14 protein-coding genes are annotated in these 26,861 nt (G+C 68.3%); 3 read left to right on the plus strand and 11 right to left on the minus strand.

Translation table 11 applies throughout. From position 1 onward, the window contains the following. The first annotated feature begins 124 nt into the window (after positions 1–124). The 3 genes from ABZ016_RS13745 to ABZ016_RS13755 all read left to right on the plus strand — a co-directional run bounded on the left by ABZ016_RS13745 (position 125) and on the right by ABZ016_RS13755 (position 4,187). Positions 125–889 carry a class I SAM-dependent methyltransferase gene (locus ABZ016_RS13745; RefSeq protein ID WP_356916767.1) on the plus strand — a complete coding sequence of 255 codons (765 nt, stop codon included), beginning with the start codon at positions 125–127 and terminating at the stop codon, positions 887–889. 101 nt (positions 890–990) lie between these two features. After that, the gene (locus ABZ016_RS13750; RefSeq protein ID WP_356916768.1) at positions 991–2,712 is read left to right on the plus strand and encodes an ABC transporter ATP-binding protein; all 1,722 of its coding nucleotides are present in this window, start codon (positions 991–993) and stop codon (positions 2,710–2,712) included. Then, positions 2,709–4,187: an NAD(P)/FAD-dependent oxidoreductase gene (locus ABZ016_RS13755; RefSeq protein ID WP_356916769.1), complete on the plus strand. Its 1,479-nt coding sequence runs from the start codon at positions 2,709–2,711 to the stop codon at positions 4,185–4,187. The genes ABZ016_RS13750 and ABZ016_RS13755 overlap by 4 nt, the downstream gene beginning before the upstream one ends. Positions 4,188–4,677: 490 nt before the next feature. Here ABZ016_RS13755 and ABZ016_RS13760 read toward each other — a convergent pair whose 3' ends face one another. The 11 genes from ABZ016_RS13760 to ABZ016_RS13810 all read right to left on the minus strand — a co-directional run bounded on the left by ABZ016_RS13760 (position 4,678) and on the right by ABZ016_RS13810 (position 26,830). Then, on the minus strand, positions 4,678–5,424 hold the full coding sequence (locus ABZ016_RS13760; protein WP_356916770.1) for a nucleotidyltransferase domain-containing protein: 747 nt from the start codon (positions 5,422–5,424) through the stop codon (positions 4,678–4,680). A 66-nt stretch (positions 5,425–5,490) separates the two neighbouring features. Further along, positions 5,491–6,747 (minus strand): hypothetical protein, encoded by a 1,257-nt coding sequence (locus ABZ016_RS13765; protein WP_356916771.1) that lies wholly within the window; start codon positions 6,745–6,747, stop codon positions 5,491–5,493. Next, positions 6,744–7,808, minus strand: a complete 1,065-nt coding sequence (locus ABZ016_RS13770; RefSeq protein ID WP_356916772.1) for a S66 peptidase family protein — start codon at positions 7,806–7,808, stop codon at positions 6,744–6,746. Before ABZ016_RS13770 ends, ABZ016_RS13765 begins: the two co-directional genes overlap by 4 nt. 1 nt (position 7,809) lies before the next feature. After that, positions 7,810–9,819, minus strand: a complete 2,010-nt coding sequence (gene thrS / locus ABZ016_RS13775) for a threonine--tRNA ligase (protein WP_356916773.1) — start codon at positions 9,817–9,819, stop codon at positions 7,810–7,812. 35 nt (positions 9,820–9,854) lie between these two features. Then, positions 9,855–10,622 carry a class I SAM-dependent methyltransferase gene (locus tag ABZ016_RS13780; protein WP_356916774.1) on the minus strand — a complete coding sequence of 256 codons (768 nt, stop codon included), beginning with the start codon at positions 10,620–10,622 and terminating at the stop codon, positions 9,855–9,857. Next, entirely contained in the window at positions 10,613–11,404 is a 792-nt protein-coding gene (locus ABZ016_RS13785; protein ID WP_356916775.1) for a hypothetical protein, read from the minus strand. The genes ABZ016_RS13780 and ABZ016_RS13785 overlap by 10 nt, the downstream gene beginning before the upstream one ends. Before the next feature lie 295 nt (positions 11,405–11,699). Beyond that, positions 11,700–12,701 carry an amino acid--tRNA ligase-related protein gene (locus tag ABZ016_RS13790; RefSeq protein WP_356916776.1) on the minus strand — a complete coding sequence of 334 codons (1,002 nt, stop codon included), beginning with the start codon at positions 12,699–12,701 and terminating at the stop codon, positions 11,700–11,702. Between the two features lie 150 nt (positions 12,702–12,851). Continuing rightward, positions 12,852–15,074, minus strand: coding sequence for a lantibiotic dehydratase (locus ABZ016_RS13795; protein ID WP_356916835.1), 2,223 nt, complete (start codon positions 15,072–15,074; stop codon positions 12,852–12,854). 137 nt (positions 15,075–15,211) lie between these two features. After that, positions 15,212–16,003 carry an alpha/beta fold hydrolase gene (locus tag ABZ016_RS13800; protein ID WP_356916777.1) on the minus strand — a complete coding sequence of 264 codons (792 nt, stop codon included), beginning with the start codon at positions 16,001–16,003 and terminating at the stop codon, positions 15,212–15,214. A gap of 70 nt (positions 16,004–16,073) precedes the next feature. After that, on the minus strand, positions 16,074–21,530 hold the full coding sequence (locus ABZ016_RS13805; RefSeq protein ID WP_356916778.1) for an SDR family NAD(P)-dependent oxidoreductase: 5,457 nt from the start codon (positions 21,528–21,530) through the stop codon (positions 16,074–16,076). Beyond that, positions 21,527–26,830, minus strand: coding sequence for an amino acid adenylation domain-containing protein (locus ABZ016_RS13810; RefSeq protein WP_356916779.1), 5,304 nt, complete (start codon positions 26,828–26,830; stop codon positions 21,527–21,529). The genes ABZ016_RS13805 and ABZ016_RS13810 overlap by 4 nt, the downstream gene beginning before the upstream one ends. Positions 26,831–26,861 lie beyond the last annotated feature (31 nt).

Below are 26,861 nucleotides of genomic sequence, written 5' to 3' on the forward strand. Positions count from 1 at the left end.
GCCATGAGTAATGCGGCCGTGTACATCGTGATTGGCATCGGCGCCTGCATCGCGGCAGTCATCGCCTACCGGAGTCTGAAGAAGTAACGATCCGTCGACCCAGCGGCGAGGAGGAGGACGCAGCATGACGCGCATCGATGACATTGGTTACGGCCGTCAGTTCGACGGATGGTACGACCGGCTCTTCCCCAAGGACGGCCTGGCTGACCAGACGGCGAAGCAACTGGCGTCCCTGCACCCGGACCACGCCCTCGGCACCCTGGAACTGGGCGTGGGAACCGGCCGGATCGCCATACCGGTCTCCCGGCAAACCGGCCGGGTTGTAGGGGTGGACTCCTCCCCGGAGATGCTGTCGGAGCTGGAGAAGGACGTGGCGGCCACGGGCGCCGACGTCGAAGGGGTGCGCGGTGACATCCGCACCTACACCGACGACCGTCAGTACGGGCTGGTCTACTGCGTGTGCGGCACCCTGTCCATGCTGCTTAACCCCGCCGACCAGCAGCGAGCGGTCAGCCGTGCGGCAGAACGGCTCGCACCCGGCGGCGTCCTCGTCGTAGAGACGCACAACAAGTCCGGCGTGCTCGCCTTCCATGGAGGACAGCGGCGGATGACCTACTTCGTCCCCTATCCAGAGCCGGGCACAGGTCTGCAAACTCACTCGACGCTGGATCCCGAGCAGGACCTGTGGCAGTGCTCGCACATCTGGTTCGAGGCGGACGGCACCTCGAGAATCGGCACCGAGCTGAGCCGCCTCACCACGCCCGAGGAGGTGGATGCCTACGCCGCTGCCGCCGGCCTGACGCCGCGGGCCCGAAACGCCGCCTGGGACGCGTCCCCGTACACACCGCAGGGGCCGATGTTCGTCAGCGTCTACACCAAGGACGCCTGACACCTGCAACCGACCAGGCACAACCGCACCAGGACGAGGAAGGGGTCAGTGGTGGCAGCACGTGGCCTGATCGCCGCGATCGCGGCCGGCAGGGGCAGGCAGTGAACACATCCGCGATCGTCCGCCGCCAGCAGACGCTGCTCGGCACCGGCATCATGCTCGGTCTGGCAGGTACAGCCGCCACCCTGCTCCAGCCTCTTCTCATCGGAAACCTGATCGAGGCCGTGGCGGCGGGCGCCTCGAAGACGGGTCCGATCGCCCTCGTCGCGGCGCTGTTTCTCGTCGACGCGCTGCTTGCCGCTGCCCACTTCTACCTGATCGGACGTGCCGGGGAAAACATCGTCCTCGACATGCGCTCCACCCTGACCGGCCGCTTGTTGAACGCGCGGATCCGGGACTTCAACAGACTCGAACATGGTGACGTGCTGACCCGCACCGTCTCCGACACCTCCCTCGCCCGGGTCGCGCTGTCCTCCTCCGTCTCCCAGATGGTCACCTCGGCGTTCACCGTGGTCGGCTGCGTCGGCGTCATGGCGTGGATCGACTGGAGAATGCTGCTGGTCACCGCTGCCTGCCTGGGCACCGCCTCGGCGGCCGCCCTCGGTCTGGCTCGCGCCGTCCGCAGGGCAGCGGTGGCGAACCGTCAGGACACCGGGGAGTACGGGTCCGCTCTCCTGCGCATCCTGGGCGCACTGACCACGGTGAAGGCCTCGCGTGCCGAACGGCGCGAGGCCGACCGCATCGGGAAGCTCGCCGCCGCCGCGCGGACCAGCGGGCTCCGGGTGACCCGGCTGTCCGCAATGTTCATGCCCGCCATGAACGTGGGGACGCAGGTCTCCCTCGCTGTGGTGATCACCTGGGGCATGGCACGCACCGCCACGGGTGCGTTGCCCATCGAGGATCTCACCGCGTTCGTCATGTACCTGTTCTACCTGGTCGCCCCGCTCGTGACCCTGTTCATGTCGCTCGGTGAACTCCAGCAGGGCCGCGCCGCCATCGACCGGGTCAAGGACCTGGCCCGTATCGATGTGGAAACCACCACGGCGGCCGCCGCCGGCGCGCCCGTGCCAGCCGCCCCGGCCATCGAGTTCGACAACGTCAGCTTCTCCTACACCGACACCGGCCCTGCCGCCCTGCGCGGAGTGTCGTTCGCGCTGCCGCCCACCGGGATCACCGCCGTCGTCGGCCCGTCCGGCGCCGGCAAGACCACCCTGTTCCAGCTCATCGAGCGCTTCTACGCACCCGACCGCGGCACGATCCGCCTCGCCGGAGTGGACACGGCCGCAATGCCGCTGCGCGAACTGCGCGGTCGCATCGGACTGGTCGAACAGGACGTACCGCTGATGCGCGGCACCGTCCGGGAGAACCTCCTCTATGCCCGCCCCGACGCCACCGCCTCCCAAATCGAGGCGGCGGTAGCGGCGGCCCACCTCACCGAGGTCGTCGACGCCCTGCCGGACGGCCTCGATACCCAACTGGGTGAAGGGGGCCTCGGCCTCTCGGGAGGACAGCGGCAGCGGCTCGCCATCGCCCGTGCCCTGCTCACCCGCCCCGACGTGCTACTCCTGGACGAGGCCACCTCCAATCTCGACTCCGACTCCGAGACGACACTGCGCAAGGCCCTCACCGCCATCGGCGCCCACTGCCAGGTCCTCACCATCGCCCACCGCGTCTCCAGCACCATCGACGCCGACCGCATCCTGCTGATTGAGGGCGGACGGTTGCGCGCGAGCGGCACCCACGCCGAGCTCATGGACCACGACAGCACCTACCGGCGCCTGACCGGACAACAGCTGACGCACGCGAGGGGAGGCGCGTCATGACGGACGCTGCGATAGTCGGAACCGGGCCCAACGGATTGGCCGCCGCGGTCACCCTCGCTCGGGCCGGACTCAAAGTATCGCTGCACGAGAAGGCCGACACGGTCGGGGGCGGGCTGCGCACCACGGCGCTGTTCGACAGCGACGTACGGCACGACATCTGCTCCGCCGTCCACCCGATGGCCGCAGCCTCCGCGTTCTTCCGCCGGTTCGACTTGCCCGCCCGGGGCGTACGGCTGCTGCAGCCCGACCTGCCATACGCTCACCCCCTGCCCGACGGCCGGGCGGCAGCCGCCTGGCGGGACCTGACCCGCACCGCCGAGCACCTGGGCGCGGACGGACCGCGCTGGGAGCGCCTCATGCGGCCCCTGGTATCCCGCTCCACCGCAGTCGTCGACCTGATCCTCGCCACCCAGCGCACCCTGCCGGGCGATCCTGTCACCCCACTGGTGCTGGCGCCCCGGATGCTGGCGCACGCCACGAACCGCACCCCGTTCACCACCGACGAGGCCGCCGCGCTGCTGACCGGCGTCGCCGCGCACGCCGTCGGTAAACTCCCCTCCCTAGCCTCGGCGGCCGTGGCCATGCTGCTCGCGCACACCGCCCACAGCAGCGGCTGGCCGCTGCCACAGGGCGGCAGCGCCCGGATCGCTCATGCGATGGTCGCCGACATCGCCGCGCACGGCGGCACGGTGCACACCGGGCACCACGTCCGCGACCTGGCGGAGCTGGGTGACGTCCCGCTAATCCTGCTGGACGTGGGCCCCAAGGAGTTCCTCGCGATCGCCGGGCAGCGGCTGCCCGCCGGCTACCGACGCTCTCTCGGCCGCTACCGGTACGGCCCCGGAGCGGCCAAGGCCGACTTCCTCGTCGACGGGCCCGTCCCCTGGGCCAACCCGCTCGTCGGCCGGGCTGGCACCGTGCACCTCGGCGGCACCCGCGCCGACATCCTCCGGCAGGAGACCGCCACCGCCGCGGGGGAGCGTGTCCCTGATCCCTTCCTGCTGGTCGTTGACCCGGCCGTGACAGACCCGTCCCGGGCCGTGGGCGGCAAACGGCCCGTGTGGGCCTACGCCCACGTCCCCAACGGCGACACCCGCGACCCGGTCGAACTGATCCGCAAACGCATCGAGCGGTACGCGCCCGGGTTCACCGACACGATCGTCGCCTCCCGGGGCCGCTCAGCCGCCGAGTTCGAGGCCTACAACCCGAACTACGTCGGAGGTGACATCGCCGCCGGCGCCCTGACCCTGCGCCAGTCCCTGGCCCGGCCGACGCCACGCTGGAACCCCTACACCACACCGCTGCCCGGCGTGTACCTGTGCTCGGCAGCTACCCCGCCCGGGCCGTCCGTGCACGGCATGTGTGGTCACCTCGCGGCCCTGTCCGCCCTCAGTCGGCATCACAACATCCGCACAGCGCCGGATCTGTCGCCGGGGGAGAGGGTGCCAGCGTGGGAGGAGCCCGACCGCCCCTGACCGGGACCGCAAGTAGGGCGGTCGATACGAGGCCGAGACTCGGAACGCCCCGGCCGGTGCACGGGGCGGACGTCGCGGTGATCGTGACGAACGGCGGGGTGAGCGGGCCGGGCGTCACCTTCGCCAGGCAGCAGCGGCTGCATGTGGTGGACCGCCAGACGCTGGCGACGTGGGCTTCGGGCTCGCGGCCGTTGTGGGAGCTACTTCGGGCCGTTCCACCTTCCCAGACGGCCCATGTCTCTGAGCTGAGTGGCGGAGCTCGGTAGGCGGAGGCCCCACGGTTGAGGCGAACCGACCGCGCCCGCGGCATCGACCCCCGCCCGGTCGTCCGCCGCGCGCTGCCCGCTTCAGCCACCGTCCGCGCCGCTTTCCGGCGAGCCTGTGGACCGCTCCGTGGTGCCGCCAGCCCGGCCGCCTCGGAGACGGACTAGGTATAAAACTGGCGGACGTTGTTGACACCTGGGTCGCTAGCTCCGTAGGGCAGTGCGCTTCAGCGTCCGACGCCAGTGGCGACGGACTCGATGACTCCGTGCCAGGCCCTGCTGTAACCCTCACGGAGATGCCCGCCGGCGAGATCGAGGATCTTCGAGGCGGCCTCGATGAGGCGGTCCGGGGCCCTGGTGTCGCACAGGTGCAGGTGCCCGCCGAGCAGGGCAGCTCCAAGTTCGGGGTCTGCTTCCAGCAGGCGCCGCGGCAGCCACTTACCGCTACCCGTCCACGCCCGGTGGTGGTCGCACAGAAGGTCGGCGGCAGCGTTGAGGACGAATCCGGCCACGACAAGGCGCTCGATGGGGTCGGTCGCGTCGCCCAGGTCGTCCAGGGCGTCGGTCAACCCGTAGCGCTTGGTCTCCACCGTTTCTCGGTCGAGCGCGGGCGGGCCCTTGCGAAGGTCGGCGTCTGCAAGGGACCGGGCGCGTTCGACCTCCCCTTCCACGTCGATCAGGGTGAGGCCGGTGGCGTACATGCTCTGCAGGACTGCACGGCGCGTGGCGACATCCACGGCGAAGAGGTCGCTCAGGCCGGCGCGGGTGTGTATGAAGAGCTCCACGACACGTCCCTCGAAACGCAGGGTCTCCCGGCGTGTTTCGCCACCGCTGCCGATGAGGATTGCGATGTCGAGGTCGCTGCTGGCGGTCGCCTGCCCGGCGGCGACGGAGCCCGCCAGTACCGCGCCTCGAGCGTCCGGAAAACGGTCGTGCACGATGCGTCGTGCTTGGTCGATCGAATCGTGAGCCATGCACGTCACAGTTCCATAGATCACGGTCAGCAGCGACGAGTATTTCTACATTTATCTAATTGGATGTCACTCCATGTCCGGGATCTTAGGGCGTGAAGAACCATCGCGGTAAACGGATGCGCCGAGCGCCGGGATCCGCTCGACGCCGTCGATTTCGAGTTCGGCGGGGTCGCGGTGGCTGAGGAGGCTCCTGAGAGCCTCCTCCAGGGTCACTTGAGCGATGCTGGCACCCAGGCAGAAGTGCCGGCCATAGCCGAAGGCCATGGAGGTGGCATGGGGCGGGAGAGCGCCTGACTCGGCTGCATGACCATCGGTTTCCGCGTCGACTGCGGCGGCCCAAGCCACTACACCGACGACGCGTTCCCCGGGACCGACGTGGTGGCCGTGAAAAGTGATCGGGCACTGGGACCGACGGGGTGCGAAGTGGAATCCGGTGTCGCGGCTGAGGCACCGGTTGACGAGGCCGGCGAAGTCTCCGGCGGCCATCAGCCCCCGTGCTTCCGGCGCGTGCTTGATGCATTTCAGCGCACCGATGAGCGCGTTCGATGTCGGGTCCAGGGCGCCGGTGACGATCTGCATGTACACGGCCGCCAACTCGCGCGATGTCAGCTCAACTCCCGCCGCGTTCAACTCGTTCAGCAGCCAGTCGTCCTGGGTACGGCCACGCGCGCTCAGCCATGCCTCAAGGTCCATGATGCGGGTAAGGGCGGCTCGGGCAAGTGCCACGTCTTGGCCGTCGTGAGCAAGGTACGTGATCGTCGGGGCCGTCATCGCCCGCAGCTGGTTCACCTCCTCTACGGGCAGCCGCAGCAGCAGGGAAAGCGTGACCTGGCTGACGGGCTGCGCGAATGTGGAAACAAGCTTTCGGCTATCGGCCCGATGGACGATCTCCGCGAAGGCTTCGCGGAGGGTCGGCCGCAGGCGCTCGGCTTGCGCCCGGGAGAAGTGCTTGCGTAGCGCCTGGCTGGCAGCACGCTGGATGGGGGCGTCGGAGAAGACGGGCCAGCACCCCAGGAATGCTTCCAGTTCCAAAACGGCCTGCGCCCCCGGGGCGTCGTCCAACGCGGGCTCCAGAGGGGAGGCGCCCCGCGCGACGAACCGCCGGTCCGTCAGCATCTCGCGTATGCGTGCCGGGTCCGTGACGTACCAGGAACGCGTCGGCTCGTGCCACACCGTCCCGTCGCCTTGTGACCACAGGAGGGCGTACGCCTGGTAGGGATCGCTGACAAGCAACTGGTCGACGTTCCCCTGGACAGGGCAGCCCCCGCCGCTTTGCGGTGCCTCTTTGGCGACATCTTGGATCGGATGGGATGGTGCGGTCATGAGTAGGTGAACCTTTCTCGGTGTCCTCGCCGGGCGGGTGAGCTCGGTGAGGCGTCCGGGACGGCGCCGAAGCGCAACGACACGTGTCCGTTCGTCTCCGCCGTCAGCACCGCTGTCCTGCCGAGGGGGATCGACATGATGGGGTCGACATGGCCGAAGGGCAGGTCGGCCACCACGGTCATGTCCGTCCCGTGTGTCACCTCACTCAGTCGCTTGAGTACCGTGTCCGGGTCGATGCCGATGCCTCGTGGTATCCGCCCAAGGGCGAGTCCCGAGAGCATTCCGAACTCCTCCTGTTGGCTGAGCTGGTGAACAAGCCTCAAGGCCTGCCACTCCAGGGCGCTGTCGGAGATCTCGACGAGGAGGATGCGTCCGCTAAGGCGGGGCCAGTGTGGCGTCCCCGCGTGGGACATGAGCGTCTCTAGGTTGAGCCCCAACACCTCACCATGAGCTGAACCCTCCTTGATGACGAGGGGGCCGGGGCTCGGGACCGCCCTCCTCGGTACGGTGTCGTCTGTCTCCCACGGGCGTCTCTCATCCACTCGTATCTCTGGCCACGACACCTCGTAGGCTCCACCGCGGGTGGCCTGAAGGAGCGAATCCAGGGAGTACGGGAGGACACCCCTTGGCTCTCCGAACTGCGGCAGAAGCGCCGGCCCGTAGACGCTGGCCAGACGCGCTCGCTCACTGAGGAGGAGGTGGAGGGAGCTGGTGTCGCTATAGCCGATGAACCATTTCGGGTTCGCGCGTACCAGATCCAGATCTACGGAGTCGAGGACCTGGTGTGAGGCCCAGCCTCCGATGACTGACATGATCGCCGATACGTCGGGGTCGGCGAACCCTCGGTGGAGGTCGGTGAGCCGGGTGGCGATGGTCTCCGCGCCGGGGCTCCGGTGGTCGGCGACATGGGAGCCCAGGCGGACCCGAAACCCCCTTCTCTCCAGTTCCCGAACGCCCCGCGTCAGCCGGCGGCTGAACCGCGAGGCGGTGTTGGAGGACAGAGATATCACCAAGATCCCATCGCCCGACTTCAGCGGTGGCGGAAAGGTGATTTCTGGCATGTCACATGTCTCGCTCCGCCTGCGGAGCAGCGGTGGGGCTGCTCGTCTCGCGAGAATCGATGGTCCGACGGATGAGGTCCCCGATCTCGGCGAGCGGCACGTCCTGCTGCTGGGAACCGTCCCGGAACCGGAGCGCCGCCGTCCCGGCGGCCACGTCGCGGTCACCGGCGACGACCACGAACGGAGCGCGCAGCCGCTGAGCGTTAAGGATCTTCTTCGGCAGGCGGTCACTTGACGTGTCAAGGTGGGATCTGACGCCCGAGTCGCAGAGCTTTGCCATGAACTTCGAGAGGTACTCGATGTGGCCCGCCTCGGTGTCTGCGCGCACCGGGATGCCCGCCACATGGATGGGGGCCAGCCAGGCCGGGAATTGCCCGCCGTAGTGCTCGATGAGGACGCCGAGGAACCGCTCCAGGGAGCCGAAAAGGGCGCGGTGGATCATCACAGGGCGGACGCGGGATCCGTCGGCGGCCTGGTAGGCCAGCTCGAACCGGGCTGGCGTCTGGAAGTCGAGCTGGATCGTGGACATTTGCCAGTTCCGGCCCAGCGAGTCCTTAACCTGCACGCTGATCTTGGGACCGTAGAACGCGGCGCCACCCGGGTCGGGGACGAGTTCAAGACCGGTGGAGTCGGCGGCGGCGGCTAGGGCTTGGGTGGCCGCCGTCCAGTCTTCATCGCTGCCGATGAACTTGTCGGAGTCGTCTCGGGTCGACAGTTCGAGGTAGAAGTCGCGCAGGCCGAAGTCGCGCAGGAGGTCGAGCACGAAGGCGAGAACCGTCTTCAGCTCGTCCTGAATCTGCTCCATGGTGCAGAAGATGTGCGCGTCATCCTGCGTCATGTTCCGGACCCGGGTCAGGCCGTGGAGGGTGCCAGAGCGCTCGTACCGGTGCACGGAACCGAACTCGAAGAGCCGCAGTGGTAGTTCCTTGTAGGAGCGGCCGCGGTTCTTGTACACCACCGCGTGCATGGGGCAGTTCATGGCCTTGAGGTAGTACTCGCTGCCGTCCACCGCCATGCCGGGGAACATACCGTCGGCGTAGTAGGGGAGATGGCCCGAACGCAGGAACAGCTCGTCCTTGGCGATGAACGGGGTGTTGATCAGGGTGTAACCCGACCTGCGGTGCTTGTCGAGCGAGTACCGCTGCATCTCGTCGCGGATGGCCGCGCCGTTCGGCAGCAGGATGGGCAGACCTGGACCGATCTCGTCGGCGAAGGTGAACAGTTCCATCTCGGAGCCGAGCCGACGGTGGTCGCGGCGAGCCGCCTCCTCCTGGAGCTCCCGGTGACGGCCGAGGGCCTCCTCGTCGGGCCAGGCGGTGCCAGTGATTCGCTGGAGGCTCTCGTTGCCCTCCACACCCTGCCAGTACACCGCAGAGGAGGCGGTCAGTTCGAATGCCGTGACGTAGCCGGTGCCCGGGGCGACGACGCCGGTGCCGAGCCCGGTCCACTGAGGTGCGGCGCCGTTCTGGCCCACCGTGTACACATACAGGTCCGAAGACTCCTGCTGGAGTTCCGCCTCAGCGAGTGCTTGTGCGAACGGATTGCCTGCAGCCGGACCCGAGGCCTCCCCTGCAGATGCGAGCCGTCGGGCATCAATGGGGAGGCCGCGCTTGGCCAGTCGGCGCATCCGCTTGTCGAGCTTCTTCAGTACCTCGGGCGTGACCGGCTCAAGGTGCGCGAAGTCGCAGGAGAAGCCGTCCTCGGTCAGTGCGGAGCCGGCAGGCAGGGCGTCAGGGAACTCCTCCCGTACGGCCATGGTCAGGAGCAGCGCCGCGGTAGTGCGCAGGACGCGCAGGCCGCCCTCACTGCCGGCCGTCACGGTCCGGGCCTTGCCCGCCTCGGCGAACACCTGACGCAACGACTGGGCCCGGCCGCCGGCTTCGACCGCGACGACCGTACGAGGGCCGCCAACCGTGCGGGCCTCGCCCTGAAGGAGGGAGAGGGGGGAAGCCTCGGCTTCCACGGAGAGGTGGAGGTTGAGGTCCTCATCGAGGACTGGTGCTTCAGTCATGCCTTGTGACTCCGTCGCGGTGACTTGGTTGGTGATTACTTGCTAACGAGATGGAAGACGAGGTCCCCGGGATAGTCCCCTTCGCCGTAAGGGGTCCCCTTGTAGTCCGAGTCGATCCGGTCGATGTCGAACCCCGAGCGCTGGAGGAGCGGAATCACCTCGCCGAGGAAGTACCACCTGGTCTGGTAGTGCCAGTGGAGGTCGTAGCTCTGGCCGTCAGGGGTGGTGACCGTGTAGTCCTCTTCGATGAGCTGCGTCTGCCGGAAGTAGTCTCGGTCGTTGACGGTGACCCTGCGCTCAACGCGGTATCCGTCGTCGTCCTTGAACACCTGGGAGGCGATCACTCCGGTCTTGGAGAGCAGAGGGATCGAGGGGTTGAACAGGTCGAAGACGAAGCGGCCGCCGGGACGCATGCTCGAGGAGACCTGTCGCAGGCAGTTCTCGAGCTCACCTAGGTCGAGGACGTGCTGGAACACCCGAAAGGGGGCGATGGCCATGTCCACGTCATGGCCTTCAAAGTGCTGGATCAGCTCGCACCGGGTCCGGACGGAGCTGATGCCCCGGGCGCGCAGGGCGTCGTCGAGGACCTGGACCTCGTCGGCGTCCATGTCAACCGCCGTGATCTGGGTGTGAGGGAGCCGCTGGGCCAGTTCGAGGGTGACACGTCCGGTGCCACAGCCGAATTCCGCGAGGTGACTCGGGTTAGCCTTCGCTACCTGCTGCAGATAGAACTCGACGTCTTCGGTGCGTGCCTCATACACGAGGTCGTACACCGATGCGACGTTCTTATATTTCAGGTCCACAGATTGCTCTCCATGTATTCCGACCATATGCTGCTGAAGTCGGCACCAGTGAATCCCTCCGCCGTGTAGAGGCCGTGGAGCCATTCCGCGGTCTCAGCCCGGCCGATATCGGTCTTGTAGACGACCGAACGACACGCCTCCAGGTACTTGCGCAGGAGCTTGGTCCGTGCGTTCTTGTTGCAGGGCCGCAGGCCCTCGCTCCATAGCACCGCCGAGACCAGGAACGCGTCCTGGGCGTGGCGGTTGGACCAGTAGCCGGCGGTGAGCGGGCGAGGGAAGGCGAAGGCGTCCAGAACGTGGTCGAGGCCCAGCCGCGCCCGGAGGACGGTCGTGTCGCCGAAGCCGATCTCGGTGAACGGCTCCGTGACGGAGCCGGCTCCGTCACAGGTGAAGTCGATGTAGTTCCCGACGTCGTCGTACTGCCCCGTCAGGGGATGCCGCAGGGCGACGTTGAAGTTCACGCCGTGGACGCCGGGGAGGCCGACGGTGTGCGTGTAGTACTTCGGCGGCCTGCTGTCCCATTCGACCCGGACCTTTTCGGCGAAGACCTCAATGGCTGGGAAGAGGCTCGAGTGCGCGCGGCTGGCGCGGATCAGGACGTCCTCGGGAGCGAAGCCGCAGCGGTCGAGGAAGAACGCGCGTGTGTTCTCCGCGGGGACGGCTCCCGCCCCTGCGGGCAGGACGACCGAGAAGTTGGTGAAGTAGCCGCCCCAAGTGAAAGGGGTGGTGGCGTCCCCGAGGGCCTTGAGGTTTTGCGTACGGACCGCGGGCTGGATCGCCACGACCCCATCTTCGGGAAGCCCTCCGGGGATCCAGGGTTTGAGAGTGCTGATTGAGGATCCGATGAGGTGAACGGAACTGTCGTAGCCGGACGACACGGGGACCGCCGGCACCAGGCGGGCTCGGGGGAAGGAGTCGGCGAAGTCGAGTGGTATGCGCCTCCTCATGGTCGTTGGGGGGGCTATGCGGCCCTCCTGCCGAGGGGCGGAGGCGACGAGAAGTGAACCGGCCATGGTGGTGGTCCTTATCGGGTTGTCGAGGGCCTCTTGGCAGGGCGGCCCAGTACCGACCGAGGGCTCAGGGCGCCAGGGTGATGCCGTTGAGGCGGGGCACGAGCTGAAGATCCCGGATGTCGTCGTGGCGCAGCAGCCACATCAGCCATCGCTCGACGCCGAGGCCGAATCCGGAGGTCAGCATGGGCCGCTCAGTCTTCATCCGGACGTACCAGTCGTACTCCTCCTCCGGGACCTCGTGGTGGGCGAGAGCCTTGCGGGTCTGCTCGCCATCCACGTGGCGCTCGCCGGCGCCGACGACCTCGCCGATGCCGAGGAGCAGGTCGGCACAGCGGGCCTTGTCCGTGCCGGATTCGTACGCCTGGTAGAAGGGGACGGACAGGTGATCGAAGTGGGTCAGCCACAGCACCGGGCTGATCTCGTCCATCAGACGGCGCTCGCCGGCCCTGGAGATGGTGCGGAACCCGGCTGGGTCGTGCCGCACGCACTCCGGGTCGTTGCCCAAATGCTCGACCGCCTCGTCGAAGCTGATCTGGGGGACGATCTCCGTTTCGGCCATGCGGACGATGTGGTCGACGGAGCCGGCGACCGAGGCGAGCTCACTCTCGAACTCCCGCAGGGCGGCGCGCGCCAGCGTGCGTGTGTACTGGCCGACTACCTCTTGGACGTCGGCGAGGCCGCCGATGATCTCTGCCTCACTGTGGAAGAACTGGTTCAGGTGTGTCTTGTCGGCTTCTTCGCCGCGGAAGCTCGGCATGAGGTACCAGGCGCCTTCCGGCGCGATGCGGCAGCCGTACTCCAGGAGGAACTGCATCGAGTCGGCCAGGTATACCTTCTGGCCGAACAGATCGATCTGTACCGGGAGGCTGTCGCTGCCCAAGCCCATCGGGCTCGAGACGGACCCGGTGGTGATCGGCAGGTGGAGATTGAGCGCGCGGCGCTCCTTCCAGAATTCGGCTGTGGTGTGGAGGAGCTGGTCCTGCAGGCGCACCAGCAGTCGCATGGCCGGGTCGTCGAGGATTTTGATGAAACGGTCCGGGTCGGTTATCTGGGCGGCGGGCTTCATGCTGGATGCACCTCTCGATCAGAATAGGTCGATGACCCATGTCTTCTCATTGGATTGAAAGAACACTACAGAGGCTTTGACTCTGTAGTCAATATTACTGTCAAGAACAGTCAGGGGGATCGATCATGTGGCCGCGAGGAGCTGGGAACGTCAGCGCAGCGGGTCCTTCACGATGACGCGTATCTCGGAGGTGTAGCGCTCTCCTGCGGCGTCCCGCAGCCACGCCTGGTCGAGGTCGGGCAGCATCTCCGACAGGCCGAGTGTCGCGTCGGTTGCCTGGTCAGCCGCCTGCCGGGCCACCTTGCAGAAGGCGTTGACCAGGGGGATCGAGGAGAAGTCAAGGAAGATCGGCTTCGGCTCGGTCGGTGAAGTGAAGAACACCCGCTCCGGCAGCCCTCGAGAGGCCCGCCAGGCACGCGCCCGCAGGAAGCGGTCCCGCTCGTTCTTCGTACGAACCCAGTCGATATCGGCAGCGCGCACCGTCCACGACGCACGGGACAGGACCAGCCGGTCGATGGTCACACGAGGCCGGCGGGCCGCCGGACGCAGCGGCTTGAACGCGTTGACACTGACGTTGGACAGCGGCTCGCTCAGCATCTCCAGGAGTCCCGCGCGGAACGAGCCGCCCCGCTCCCTGACAACCAGCTCCCCGTCCTCCAGGTGGACGTAGAGGCTTACGAGAGAAGCCACCGGCCCGGACGCGTCCACACTCGGTCTCCGCAGTGACCAGTACGTGTAGTGCGGCGACAACGTCGCAGAGGGCGGAGCCAGCCGCGAGGTGACGGACGACCAGTCCTTGGGAGGTATCAGGTAGATCCGGCGGTCACCGTGATCCGCCGCGTCCGCCGACCGCACCCAGTCCGGGCAGGCGTGCTGCTCGACGAAGAGCCGGCTCTCCAACGAGTTGAACGATGTGTGCAGTTCTCCCAGTACCGTCAGGTACTCGCCGCGGGCCACGGCCTCGGGAGACTCCGCGGCGATCATGAGATCTGGTGCGTGGTGCACCGCCGTCGCCCAGGCCGGCGGCGTGGCCGGGAAAAGGGCACGCATCCGCTCCGCCAACTCGCCTGCCGAGAAATTCCGCGGCTCGTCGTCCGCCGCTTCCCCCAGAACGTCCGCCCAGCGGTCCTGGAACGCCGCCACCGCCGCCCTGACGGGTGCGGGCAGCGCTCCGATCTGGAAGTACAGGTACGGTGTCGCGGCGCCGAGCAACCGTGACAGAGGCATCTCCTCCGAGCCGTTCTTCGCCGACCAGGACGTATACAGACGGCGGAACAACGCCTGGTACTCCTCGCCGATTCGCCCGAGCAGCCAACGCGCGCTGTCCAGCACGAGCCCCATCGGTCCGGCCAGTTCGTCGAGAAACGGCTGGCCCAGTTCGGCCCGTACGTCGCGGACCGTGTCCTCGTATACCAGGGTCCGCCCGGCATAGGTGCGACCGTGATGCCGAACCGCCTCCTCGCCGGTGAATTCTCTGAACACGGCATTGAGCCGGTCGATCGCGGCGCCCAGCTGCTCGGCGTCACCGCCGGCCGCCCCGACTGCGTCCCGGGCCTCGATGACCCGCTCCAGCATCCCCGTCAACCGTTCCTGCACGACCGGGTCGTCGATGCGCTCCAGCTTCTTACGCAAGGTGTCCTCGGGCCATGCCTCGACGGGCCCCTCAAGGTCCAGCCAGATCAGTTCCCGGTCCCGCAGGTCCGTCAGCACGCCCAGGACAGCCCTCTCCGATTCCAGACCTGGCGTACCGCGCACCGACGGCTCAGCGGCCAGCTCGCGGGCTGTGCGCTTTCCATCACATAGCGCCAGCACGGCGGCCTCCGCCCCTGTGACCGGCAGCGGGAGTCGGTCGGGTCGGTGCAGAAGTCCCTGCCGCAGTACGGAGCTGTTGTCCCGCGCCGGGACTAGCCAGGGCAACACCGCGGGGTCCGCGGCGAAGGCACGGGCGAGTGCGTCCACCGCCCAGGTCTCGAAGTACACCGTGCGCCGGGCGAGCAGCCGCTCGCCCGGTTCTACGGTGAGAGCGTCGGCGCTGTCCGTCAGGGACGCCCAGCCCACGGGACCGAAGAAGCCGATAGTGTCGTTCTTCAGCGCATACCGCTGGAGATGACCGGTGATGGCCAGTTCGTGGTTTCTCCCGCGGACATTGCGCGGCTCGCCTTTGACCGCCTTGTCCAGGCAGTTGGTGACCAGGCTGCGGTTCTGCCAGGTCACGGCTTCGCGAAAGAGCGGATCGCCGGCCGTTGTGCGGATGGTCGCGGACAGGCTCTCTGCCGCAGCGTCGAACGCCCCCTCATATGCCCCTCGGGATCGAGTGCCCGCGATCAGGCCATCAGCCGCGGCGGCCAGTTCTGGGGAGGTGAGTCCGAGCATGCGGGAGGTGGGAAAGCCAGCGCTGCGCAAGGCCGCGTCGCGCCAGAGCAGCCAGCCTGACGTGCCGAGGGGGATCAAGTGGTGGGGCAGGGGCTTATCAGTCACGTCGATTCCGTCTCGTCGGCGTTAGCAGGTGGTTAGAAGGAGCGTGGCCGTGCGTCGGGGCGACGACTGAGGTCAGAGGCGAGGTAGGTCGCGATGGTCGCCGCGACTGCTGGCGCCGCGTCACCCAGCAGGAAATGACCGGCCGGGAGCTCTTGACGGTGTATGCCGCCGGTAGTGAACGCGCCCCAGCCGCTACGGCTGGTTTCCGGCATGATCCGATCGTGAACCCCCCGCAGCACCAGAACGGGCGCCGACACCGTGCCGAAGTCGGCGCTGCTCCAGGTCTCCACCGCAGCGAAGTCAGCGCGCAGCGTAGGCTCGAGGAGGGCGAACAGAGTTCGGCCGTCCGGCCCTGAGTCCATGGCGCCGGCAGCGACGAGCGAGTCGAATAGCTCCTCGCTGGACAGCTCGTGGGTGTACGTGCCCGCGGCGACACCGCCGGGGATGGGAGCGCTTGCAGTGATGAGCCGAACAACCTCCCGGTCGCCGCGCTCCTCCAAGAGCTGGGCGGCCCGGAATGCCACCGGTCCGCCGAAGCAGTGGCCGAAGAACGCGACCGGCCCCGGGCCCAGGGGAAGGGCGTCCACGATGTGCCCAGCCATTTCCTCGACCGTGGTCAGCAGCGGTTCCCGAAGGCGGCTCTCGCGCCCCGGAAGCCGTACGCCCACCACGGAGACCCAGTCCGGCAGGAGAGTGTTCCAGGAGCTGAAAGGGACCGTTCCGGCACCCGCATGCGCGATGCACACCAGTGAGACGCGGGGTTCCACGGACCCCCGGAAGGTGACGAGGGCGGGCCGGGGCTGGGTCGTCCGAACAGTAGTCATGGTTTACGCATCTCTCTTTGCGACTCTCCGTGCGCGGCCTGTAGAGAGCCCGCGCACGGATCGGGTCCGATCAGCGGTTCTGCCGCACCATGTCAGCCAGTAGGGCGAGGGTCGGGCACTCGAAAAGAAGGGCGACGCTCAGCTCGACGCCGAACTGCTCGCGGATTCTGGCCATGAGCTGGATAGCTGAGAGGGAGTCGCCGCCGAGTTCGAAGAAGTCGTCGTCGTCCTCGATCTCCTCCAACCCCAGCGTCTCCGCCCAGAAGCCGCGGATGACGGCGGCCACCTCGTCCTGCTCGGCGGCCGCGGCGGGCGCCGGGGTGACCGCGACCGCAACTGCTGCCGGGGCCGGAGCCGGGCCCACGACACCGGGCGAGGGCGCGGCAACCGGTGTGGGCGCTTCGTAGCGCGGTTGTGGCTGAGCACTCGTCAACGCTGTGGCCGGCAGCGCGGTCGGAACGCCGCCCTCGTAGGGGCGCACCAGGACGTGGGCCGGAGTCCGGGAGTTGAGCAGCCGCAGGAAGAGGTCCACTCCGGTGCGGGGCGGCAATCCTTCTTCACCCGTCACACCGCCCGGCAGCACGCGCCGCTGACCATCTCCGTCTGCTTCGCGCAGCGCACTTTCCAGGGCATTCCGCTCGACCGGCCGCAGAGCAAAGCCCTCGATGGCTACAAGAACCCGGCCGTCGGGATCGATCAGGTCGAGATCGAGGAGCAGAATCTGCTCGTCCTCGCGACGGTAGCGCAAGTGGACCATGAAACGGGCCGGCAGCGGTGCGAAACATGTCAGTGCCCGGTACATGAACGGAAGCCGGTTGGCGGAAACGGGCCGCTGCGCGCTTGCAGTGGCACCGTCGAGCAGCGCCGGGTGCAAAGGGTGGTAAGGCAGGTCGCTACAGAACTCGCCCGGCAGGGCGATCTCCACCAGATCGGCGGCGGCTCCACGCACCGCTCGGCCAATATTGGCCCAGCGCGGGCCGAACGAGACCACGCCCGTCGCACTCGCATGGGGCGCGGCCGGTGGCTTCTGGGCGGCCAGGGACGTCTCCAGCGCCGACAGATCGACGTGCCGGGAGAGGGGCTCGACAAGCCGTACGGCACCCGTGGTGTGCTCCGTCCAGGCTCCTCCGGCAGCCGAGCGGGAGAGCAGGGAGAACCGGTCCACGCCTTCTTCGACGCTCGAAACGATCCGCACCCGACGCGGGGCTGGCACGGCCAGCGGTCGTACGAAGGTAACGTCCTCCAGCCGAACCGCGGCGTCCTGGCCGGCCCGGGCCTGCCAGGCACGCACGATCATGTCGAGTTGGCCGGTGCCGGGCATGACGGGAACATCGCCGATGCGGTGTTCGTCCAAGGCCCAGCAATTTTCCGCTGTGAGGACCTCCTCCAGCACGACGGTGCCAGAGACGTCAACGCCCTCTCCTTCCTGGGAAGAGGCGGCCATGCCGACCTCCCGCCAGGTGGGCCACCCAATGCTCAGGTGCCGGGAGGCTGAGCCAGCGTTGGCCGCGAGGGCGTCGAGGAAGGCGTTGGCGGCGGAGTAGTCGCCGCTGCCGACGAGGCCATGAGTGCCGGAGCGGCTGGAGAAGGCGACAAAAAAGTCGGGCCTGCGCTGGTCAGCGAGCGCTTCTTGGAGCAGAAGGGCGCCAAGCACCTTGGGCCGCAGGACGCGCTGGAAGTCGGCCGGGTCACGAAGTTGCAGGACCCCGTCGCCGGCGATGCCCGCACTATGCACCACACCGTCTATAGCCCCAAAAGCCTCGCGGACCGCGCGTAGCGCCGAATGCACCTCCTGCCGGTCCGTGATGTCGCAGGAGAGGGTGAGCACTTTGGCGCCCAGGGCCCGCATCTCCTCGACCGCACGCTGGACGCGCGACGCGGCGGGACCCGGAAGTGGCCTTTCGCCGTCGGGGGTGCGGCGGCCGAGGAGAGCGAGGTGAGGGCGACGACCTGTCGCAACGAGACCCTTGGCGATCTCTAGGCCGAGTCCGCCAAGGCCCCCCGTGATCAGATAGACCCCCTCCTCACGGAGGGCGGCTGTGTCACGGGTCATCGGAGTGAGCGCTCGCTCGGCGCTCGTCCAGCGACGGTGGCCGCGCCACGCAACTACGGATTCGTCCCCGCTGTGGACGAGCTCAGCCGCGAGGGCCTGCTCCTCGACCGCACAGTCCATGTCGATCAGTCGGCAGCGAACTCCTGGAGCCTCCTGCGGGAAGGTTCTGACCAGGCCCAGAGCCATGCTCTTGACCGGGTGAACGCGCTCGGACCCCGACACGTCGAGGGCATTGGACGAGAAGACCACAACCTCGGGCAGGCTACCGTCCACCGGGCGGCGGGTGCCCTCTCTGATGAGAGTGAGCAAGCTCAGGCAGGCGTCCGCTATCTGGTCATCGGCGTTCTTCGCGACGACGGGCCCCCACGGCGACAACGCCCAGGCATGCACGAGGGTGTCAGGGTGCCAACCGCGGCGTTGCAGTTCGCTCAACACGGCGGCGAGGTCATCCGGGACCGCCGGACGAACCGTGAACTCCTCTTCGCCCAGAAGAAGCTGATCGCCCGGGCGGACTCGCATCACGTGGTGGCCACTGCGATGAAGGGCGCTCAGCAGCCCTGCGCCGTGCTCGGCTTCGGCTGGCAGCAACACCAGGGCACGCCGCGACGGCGCGGCGGGAGCGAGGGGCGGCAGCGGAGTCTCTGCCCAGCTCATGACGGTGAACGGCGACACGGGGTTGTTCTCCTCGGATGCGGAAAGGGGCGGTTTGGTCGCGGATTGCAGGGTTGCGGCAGGAGCGGTCGCGTCGCCGGCGGCCGTGGCCGCGTCAAGCCAGTAGCGCTTGCGCTGGTACGCGTAACCAGGAAGGGGAACGCGACGGCCCGGTCCGTCCAGTGGCAGGGACAGATCGTGGCCCTCGACGTAAATGGAGCCCAGCGCCGTGAGGAAGGCGCGCAGATCGGCCTCGAGCTCAGGCTCGCGAGGGGAGAGGGGCACCACGTCGCTCTCGCCACGCATCACGTCCCGGTGCTTGCGAAGGAGGCTGGTCAGGGCCTGCGCCGGGCCGACCTCCACGACGAGCGTGGGTCCGTCTACGAGAACCGCGTCGACCGCTGCCCCGAAGTACACCGGCTCGGTGAGTTGCCGGGCCCAGTACTCCGGGTCTGTGCACTCCACTTCACCGACGAGCCGTCCCGTGGCCGCCGACACGAGCGGGATACGGGGAGGGTGAAGCTCCATGCGCCGGAGCTCGCGCTCAAGACGGTGGGCCGCCTCGGCCATCGCGGGGCTGTGAAAGGCGTGCGAAGTGGTGAGCAGCTTGCACGCAACGCCCTCGGCCTCCAGCCGCTTCTTGAGCGACGCGATCGCTTCGTCTGGCCCGGAGACCGTCGTCTGTCCGGGGCCGTTGACAGCGGCGACCGTAACGTCGGCGATGTTCAGACCGGGGATGCGCTTGGCCTCGAGCGCGACGGCGAGCATTGAGCCGCCCGGCATTCCCCCCATGTGCCGACCGCGGGCGGCGACCAGGCGTACCGCGTCGGGCAGGTCGAAGACACCCGCGACGGCCGCAGCGGTGAGCTCACCGAGGCTGTGGCCCAGCACGGTGGCGGGCCGGACGCCGGCGGCGATGAGTGCCCGCGCCATGGCGTACTCAACGGCGAACAGGGCGGGCTGGGCCAGGGTTGTGTGATCCAACGCTTCGGGCTCACCCGAGATCCAGGACTCCCGCAGTTCGACACCGTGCTCAGCGAATAGGTCGAGGCACTCGTCCATCGCCTCGGTAAACCCGGGCACCGCGCGGTAGAGGCCGTAGGCCATACGTACCCGCTGTGAGCCCTGTCCGGGGAAGGCGAAGCAGATCTCGCGACGGGAGCTGTCGCCTGAGCGCAGCATTTCACGCCCCTCTCCCAAACGAGCCGAGCGGCCACCACCGTTCGAGCGGCCTGCGCCAGTCGGGTCGATCGCCTCGGCGACCTCCGAGGCGGAGGAGGCAATCACGGCGGCTCGGACCGCATGGTGCGTGCGGCCCACTTGCGTGGTGTACGCGGCGGCGTCGAAATCAGCGGGGTCGCATTCCGCGAAGTAGCGGCCGTATGCCCGCCCGGTCGCATCCCGGGCGGCCTCGTCCTGGCCAGACCACACCACCAGGCGGGGGCGGCCGGAGTTCGGGTTGGGCTGAAGGGCGGGCGGCTCCTCAACCAGAACGTGGGCGTTGGTACCGCCGACACCGAAGGAGCTGACAGCCGCGATGCGAGGGCGTCCAGGCGTACGGGGCCAAGGCCGGGCGCGGTCGACAACCTCAAAGAAGGTGGCGTCGAAGTCGATCGCGGGGTTGGACTTCTCATAATGGAGGGTGGCAGGGATCCGCTCGTTCTCCATGGCGAGGAGGGCCTTGATCAGGCCAGCCACGCCAGCAGCTGGCCCGAGATGGCCAATATTCGACTTCACGGAGCCCAACGGGATGCTTCCGGGTGCGAGGTTCGCGCCACCGCTCATCTCTTCGTACGCCTGGGTCAGCGCCGTGATCTCCAGTGGGTCACCCAACATGGTGCCGGTGCCGTGCGCCTCGACGTACCCGATGTCGCGGGGGGAGAGCCCGGAACGGCGCATGGCTTCTGTAATGACGGCGGTTTGACCGGAGACGCTCGGAGCGCCGAAGCTCACCTTGTCGGAGCCGTCGTTGTTGACGGCCGAGCCGCGGATGATGCCCCGAATGGGATCGCCGTCCGCCAGCGCGTCGGAAAGCCGCTTGAGGACGACGACTCCAACGCCACTGCCGAACACAGTGCCGTCGGCAGCCGCGTCGAACGGGCGGCACACTCCATTCTGGGAGTGGATACTCCCGGGTGACCAGGTATATCCGTGGCGGTACGGGAACTCGATCTCGATGCCGCCAGCCACGGCCAGGTCGCACGACCGCTCATGCAGTGAGCCAATCGCCATGTGCAGCGCCACCAGCGAGGTGGAGCAAGCAGTGGCGACTGCGACGCTCGGGCCGCCCAGCGACAGCTTGTACGAAGTCAGCGTCGGCAAGTAGGACGCGTTGGCGGCGATGCCCAGGGCAGTGGCGTCCATCTGCGCGGCGGCCGAGTTGCCCCACAGGTGGTACTGGGCGTAGCCGCTGGCCGCGCACCCGCCGAAGACGCCCGTAGTGTGTGGGACCGCGAACGGATCGTATCCCGCGTTCTCCAGCGCGCTGTGGACCGTCTCCAAGAACACCCGGTGCTGCGGGTCCCGGACGGTCGCTTCGCGCGGCGTCATGCTGAACAGACGAGCGTCGAAGAGGTCGGCGTCCGGCATCATCGCAACGGCCGGGACATAGTCAGGGCTGGCGAGCTCCTCCTCCCGAACCCCGGCGTCGCGCAGCGCGGTCGGGTCCTGGTGGACGATGCTATTGCGTTCCTCCGCCAGGTTCCTCCAGAACTCAGTGACGTCGGCGGCCCCCGGGAACCGTCCCGCAAGACCCACCACCGCGATAGGTTCGTACGCCGTCGCTTGCTTCTGCTCGACGCCGGCGGTGTGTTCGGTGCTCAAGACGACTCCTTGCCTTCGATGCTCTCCAGCAGTTCGGCGAGGACGCCGATGCTCGGATGGGTGAACAGCGCGGTCGTGGGCACGGTGGCCCCGAGCCGACTGGTGATCTTCTGATGCAGCCGCAGCAGCGTCAGCGACGTCAGCCCGGCGTCGAAGAAGTTGCTTTCCGGCGGGATCTGGTGCCCCAGCACCTCGCTGACCAGGTCCTGGAGCAGGCGGACGGTGCGCTGCGTCGCGGCCACGCGTGGAGGGGCCGGCCGCCGGGTTTGGGTGGTCTCCGCGATCCGTCCGGCCGGGAGGCCCGGTCCGACGGAAGTACCGTCGGTCGCACGCCACTTGTGGTTAGTGTCCAGCACCAGGGCGTGGCCCCCGGAACTGATGACCGTCGGAAGGGCGTATCGGGGCAGTCTGGCCCGCAGATGAGTGCGGAGGGCTGCTGTATCCACGTCTCGCCCGCCGGGCCCACCTACAGCCAGGGCCAGCACAGGACCGATGGGGGTTTCCTGCAGCGTGGCGCGGGCGGTGGCCACACCAGTGAAGGACAGGGCCACGGCCTCGACGCCGGAAAGTTCGACGCGGTGGCCGCCCAGTGACACCTGCCGGTCGAGCCGGCCGGTCACCACGACCTCTCCGCCTGGCGTGAGATACCCAGCGTCACCGGTGCGGTATATCCGATCGTCCGAGCTGTCGGGCGCGTCGGCGAACCGGTCTGCGCGCCGCGTCCCGCTCAGATAGCCCAAGGCTAGATGCCGACCGCGCACCAGAACCTCCCCGCGTTGGCCGGGTGCCAGCGGCCGCCCTCCGGGAGTGGCCGGATACACGGCGCGCCCTGCCACGCCGTGCCCTACCGGTAGGACTTGGTGGTCCGGGAGGTCTTCCCCGGGGCGCTCCCCGGCCGCCAGTACGGTGGCGCGGGCCGCGATCTGTGGCGTCTCCGTCGCCCCGTACACGTTGGTGACCGAAGCCTCTGTGAAGGTCCTTGTTCTGCGGAGATGACCGATCGTCAAAGAGTCGCCCCCGCAGATGATCTGCCGTAGGGAGGTCAGTCGCCGCCCGTCCGCTCCGGCCGCGACCAAGTCCAATAGACCAGGGGTCGCGTGCAGGATGGTGACCCCGCTGTCGATGAGCCAGGCGAAGAGCAGGTCGGGGCGCTGGGCCAGGCGAGGAGGCGGAACACACAGGGTTGCGCCGGTGATGAGCGGCACCAGAATGTCCCGGAGCACCGGGTCGTGAGCGGGGCCCGAGAGCAGCGCGAAGCGGTCGGTGGACCCCACACCGAAGGCATCGACATACCAGTCGAGGGTCTCGGCGAGGGCTTCGGGCCCGACCAGAACGCCCACGGGGTCCCCTGTGGTGCCCGAGGTGAAGAGCACATGGCTCGTCTCGCCGGGGCCGAGCCAGACATCATTCGCGCCACCCTCGGGGAACGCCGACGTCTCGCGGGCACTGTTCCGTGCTGCCCTCCCGGCGCTGCCCTCCAGCTCCTCTTCCAGCAGGTCTTCGACACTCAGCACACCGGGATCAGGCGTGTCTGCCGGGTCGAGGGCGAGGCTCGCCCCAACAGCGGAGAGGCACTTCTCGCGGTGACGCATCGGAGCGTCCGCCGGGATGAGGGCGATGGTCGCGCCGGTGTGCCAGACAGCTAGCAAGGCGGTGGGCAGGTGCGGGTCGGCTCGTGCCCAGATTGCCACGGTGACGCCGGGGCTTGCCCCATGCCGGCGCAGGGCCCGGGCGAGCCGCCGTACGGACGCGGCCTGCTCACTCCGGCTGAGAGTGCCTGAAGCACCGATCACAGCAGCGGTGCCGGGATCGGCGGCCGGTAGCGCCGCCAGTGCTTGCCACAGTCGTCCGTCATGGCGGCTTGATGCCGGGGCGGGCACGTCGCCGGCCGGAGGCTCGCCGTGCTGCCTCGCGCGGTCGGCCAGAGCCAGTTCGGCCAGCGGGGTGCCGGGGCTAGCTGTCGCCTCGGCGAGTAGCGCCATGTACTGGCGCGCGAACTCCTCGACGACGGTCTCGCCGAAAAGGTCCTCCGCTCCAGCGACTACGATCTCCAAGTCGTCGCCGTCGCGCCGCAGGTACAGGCCGAGGTCGAACAGGGCAGAGGCTACGGGGACCGGCAGGGCTCGAGCCGCGCTGGACGGGGTACGGACGCGGCCAGTGCCGGTGAGATCGTTGAACCAGCACTGGAAGAGCGGGTTGCGGCCCGCCACGGTTGGTATCCCGAGGGCCTCCACGATGGCGTCAAACGGGGTGCCGGTGTGGTCGGCGGCCCTTAGAAACGCGTCTCGGCAGGCGCATACGACATCCGAGAGCATGCTGTCTCGGGTGCTCCGGCTGCGAATGACCAGCGTGTCTACGGCCATGGCGACAAGGTTCTGCTCGGCGGCTTCACGGCGCGCGTCTGCCGGCACACCGATGGTGATGTCGTCTTGGCCGCTCCATGAGTGCAGCAGGGCAGCGAAACAGCTCAAAAGGAAGCCGGCGCGGGTAGTGCTGAGTGTCGCTGCGGCAGAGTCCACGGCCGCGAGGAGCGCGACCGGTACTCGGCGGGCGCGAACGACGGCTCGGTGCGAGGCGATGGCAGGGCGCGGGCCGCGCAGGGGCAGGTTGATGCTGGTCGGTGCCCCGGCCAGCTCGGTGCGCCAGAACTCTAGGTCGGCCGTGCGGTCGTCGTCGCCCCGGGACAGCTCCCCGAGGATGTGCGTCCGCAGGGACGGCGCGGCCGGGAGCGGGGCGCCGGGGTCGAGCCACAGGTGCAGCAGCTCGCCCAGCAGGATCTCGGCAGCCCGCTGATCAGCGATCAGATGGTTCAGCGCCAGCACCACGCACGCCTTGTCGGGGCCGCGCAGGAGGAATGCGCGGAGCATCGGTCCGTCCTGCCGCACAGGGAGGCAGGCACACTCCCGGGCAAAGTTCCCGGGCGCCCAGGGGCCCGCACTGTCGTGAACCTCGACGCCGGGCGAGAGGTCGCCGGGGGAGGCGAAGCGCAGCGTAGGCGCCTCGGCACCTCCGTCCTCGAACTGCCCGCTCCCTGCGAGGTCGACGGTGACCCTCAGCGCGTCGTGGCGGGTGTGTACCGCGGCGAGGGCGTTGTTCAACGCTGTAACGTCCAGGGCGGCGCCGGACAGGGGCACCTCCGCCGCGGATACCACGTTGTACGCGGCCTGAGCCGATGGGTTGAGCTGTTCGAGGAGCCAGAGCCGCCGCAGGCTGGGGGGCAGTGGCAGGCTGTCGGGGAGCACGGCGCGGTCGCCGGTGGCAGTTTTGGCGCTCGTTTCATTCGCTGGGTGCTCCTGGACGGCCTCCCGCAGTTGGGCCAGCGTGATGTCGTCGCCCAGGAAGAGCGCAAAAGGAAGTCGGACGCCGAAGTGCTCCTTGACGGCGCCGATGATCCGGGCGGCGGCCAGGCTGTGCCCGCCTGCGCTGAGGAAGCCCGTGGTCTCGTCCGCGTCCGCCCCAACGGCTTCAGTCCAAAAGGCCTTCAGTGTGTCGCCGTTGCCACTGTCTCCCTTGTGCTCAACGTCGAGTCGCTCGGCTACAGCACGAGCCACCGCGGCACGGTCGGTCTTGCCAGTGCTGCCGAGGGGTACGGCGTCCCCCCATACGTAGAGGGAGGGCACAAAGGCGGGGGGCAGCCGCTCGCCGACGAAGGCGCGCAGGTCGCGGTCTGTCACAGTCGCCGTTTTGGCCGGGACCACCAAGGCGGCGAGTTCGGTATGGGCTCCCTCAATCGGACAGACGGCGGCGCGGGCGACGGCGGGATGTGCTTCGAGGACCTGCTCGATCTCGGAAGGCTCGATGCGATGGCCGCGAATCTTGAGCTGGTGGTCGGCGCGGCCTAGGTACTCCAAGGAGCCATCGGTCCGCCGTCGCACGAGATCGCCCGTGCGGTAGATCCGGGCTCCGAATCGGCCGAACGGGTCTGCCACGAAGCGTTCGGCGGTCAGGTCCGGACGGCCAAGATAACCGCGGGCCAACCCGTCACCGCCGAGGAACAGCTCCCCCTCTTCGCCGGGGCTGACCTCGGCGAGTCGGTCGTTCAGTACGTGAGTGGTGGTGTTCCAGATAGGCATGCCGATGCCGGGCGCGACGTTCTCGGCGACATCCTCGGCAGTGGACCAGATCGTGGTCTCGGTCGGTCCGTAGAGATTGGTGACGGAGACGGCGGCGCGAGCAAGGGAGTCCGCAAGCGCAGGTGGCAGCGCTTCGCCGCCAGTGAGAACGCGAATCTTCGCCAATGCGTCCGGGCAGGCAGTCACCAACATCCGCCACAGAGAGGGAGTGGCCTGGGCAACCGAGACTCCCTCTCGCCGGATGAGATCGCCGAGGCGGTCGGCGTCCTGGATGTAGTCCTGTCCGGCAATGACGACCGTAGCGCCGACGAGAAGTGGCAGGTACAGCTCCAGAGCCGCGATGTCGAAGCCGACGGTGGTGACGGCGAGCATTCGGTCAGCTTCGGTGAGAGCGAGGCGGTCCACCATTGCAGCAAAGAAGTTGGCGAGCGCGCGGTGCTCGATGACGACGCCCTTGGGCCGGCCGGTGGAGCCAGAGGTGAAGATGATGTACGCGGGGGTGGTGCCCTGCAATGGAGCAGTGCGCTCGGCGTTGGACGGGTCGGCCTCCGCATACGAACTGCTAACCGCGGAGCCGGGCTCCGGGAACGGGCTTGAGTCGAGCAGCAGCACGGGTGCCCTCGTCCCGGACACCGTGTCCCGAGCCTCGGTCACGGTGATCACCAGCCGCGGCTCCGCGTCCTCAAGGATCATCGCGATGCGCTCGGCCGGATGCGCGATGTCCAGGGGGATGTAGGCGGCACCCGACTTGAGCACCGCCAGCAGCGCGGCCACCAGGTTCGCCGTACGAGGGAGGGCGACAGCTACTCGGGTCTCGGGGCCGATGCCATAGGCGATCAGCGTGCGGGCCAGCCGATTGGCCCGGGAGTTGAGTTCCGCGTACGTCAGCGTCTCGTCCGCGGCGATCACTGCGGTCGCGTCCGGGACGCGGGCGGCAGTGGCCTCAATGCCGGCCACGACGTCCGAGAGGCCGACGGCATGGGCCGTACGATTCCATTCGGTGACCAGATTGGCCGGAGCCGGGTGGTCGAAGGCGGCATGTGCTGCGTGGGGGCGCATGTCGGTCCAATGAGCCGCCACATGGGCGACGGCGTCCTGGCGCGTACCACTGAACACGGACTGCCAGCCAGCGGGAATGGCAGCGGCCAAAGGCCAGAGGCTGTGCTGTCCGGCCTGGTTGACCAGGACCTGATGATCGGCGGTGCTCCCGCCATGAGAGGCGCTCATGCAGGGCGCTCCTGTCTGCAGAGGCGGCGTA

This window comes from Streptomyces sp. NPDC006372 (assembly GCF_040612515.1).
Classification (GTDB): Bacteria; Actinomycetota; Actinomycetes; order Streptomycetales; family Streptomycetaceae; genus Streptomyces.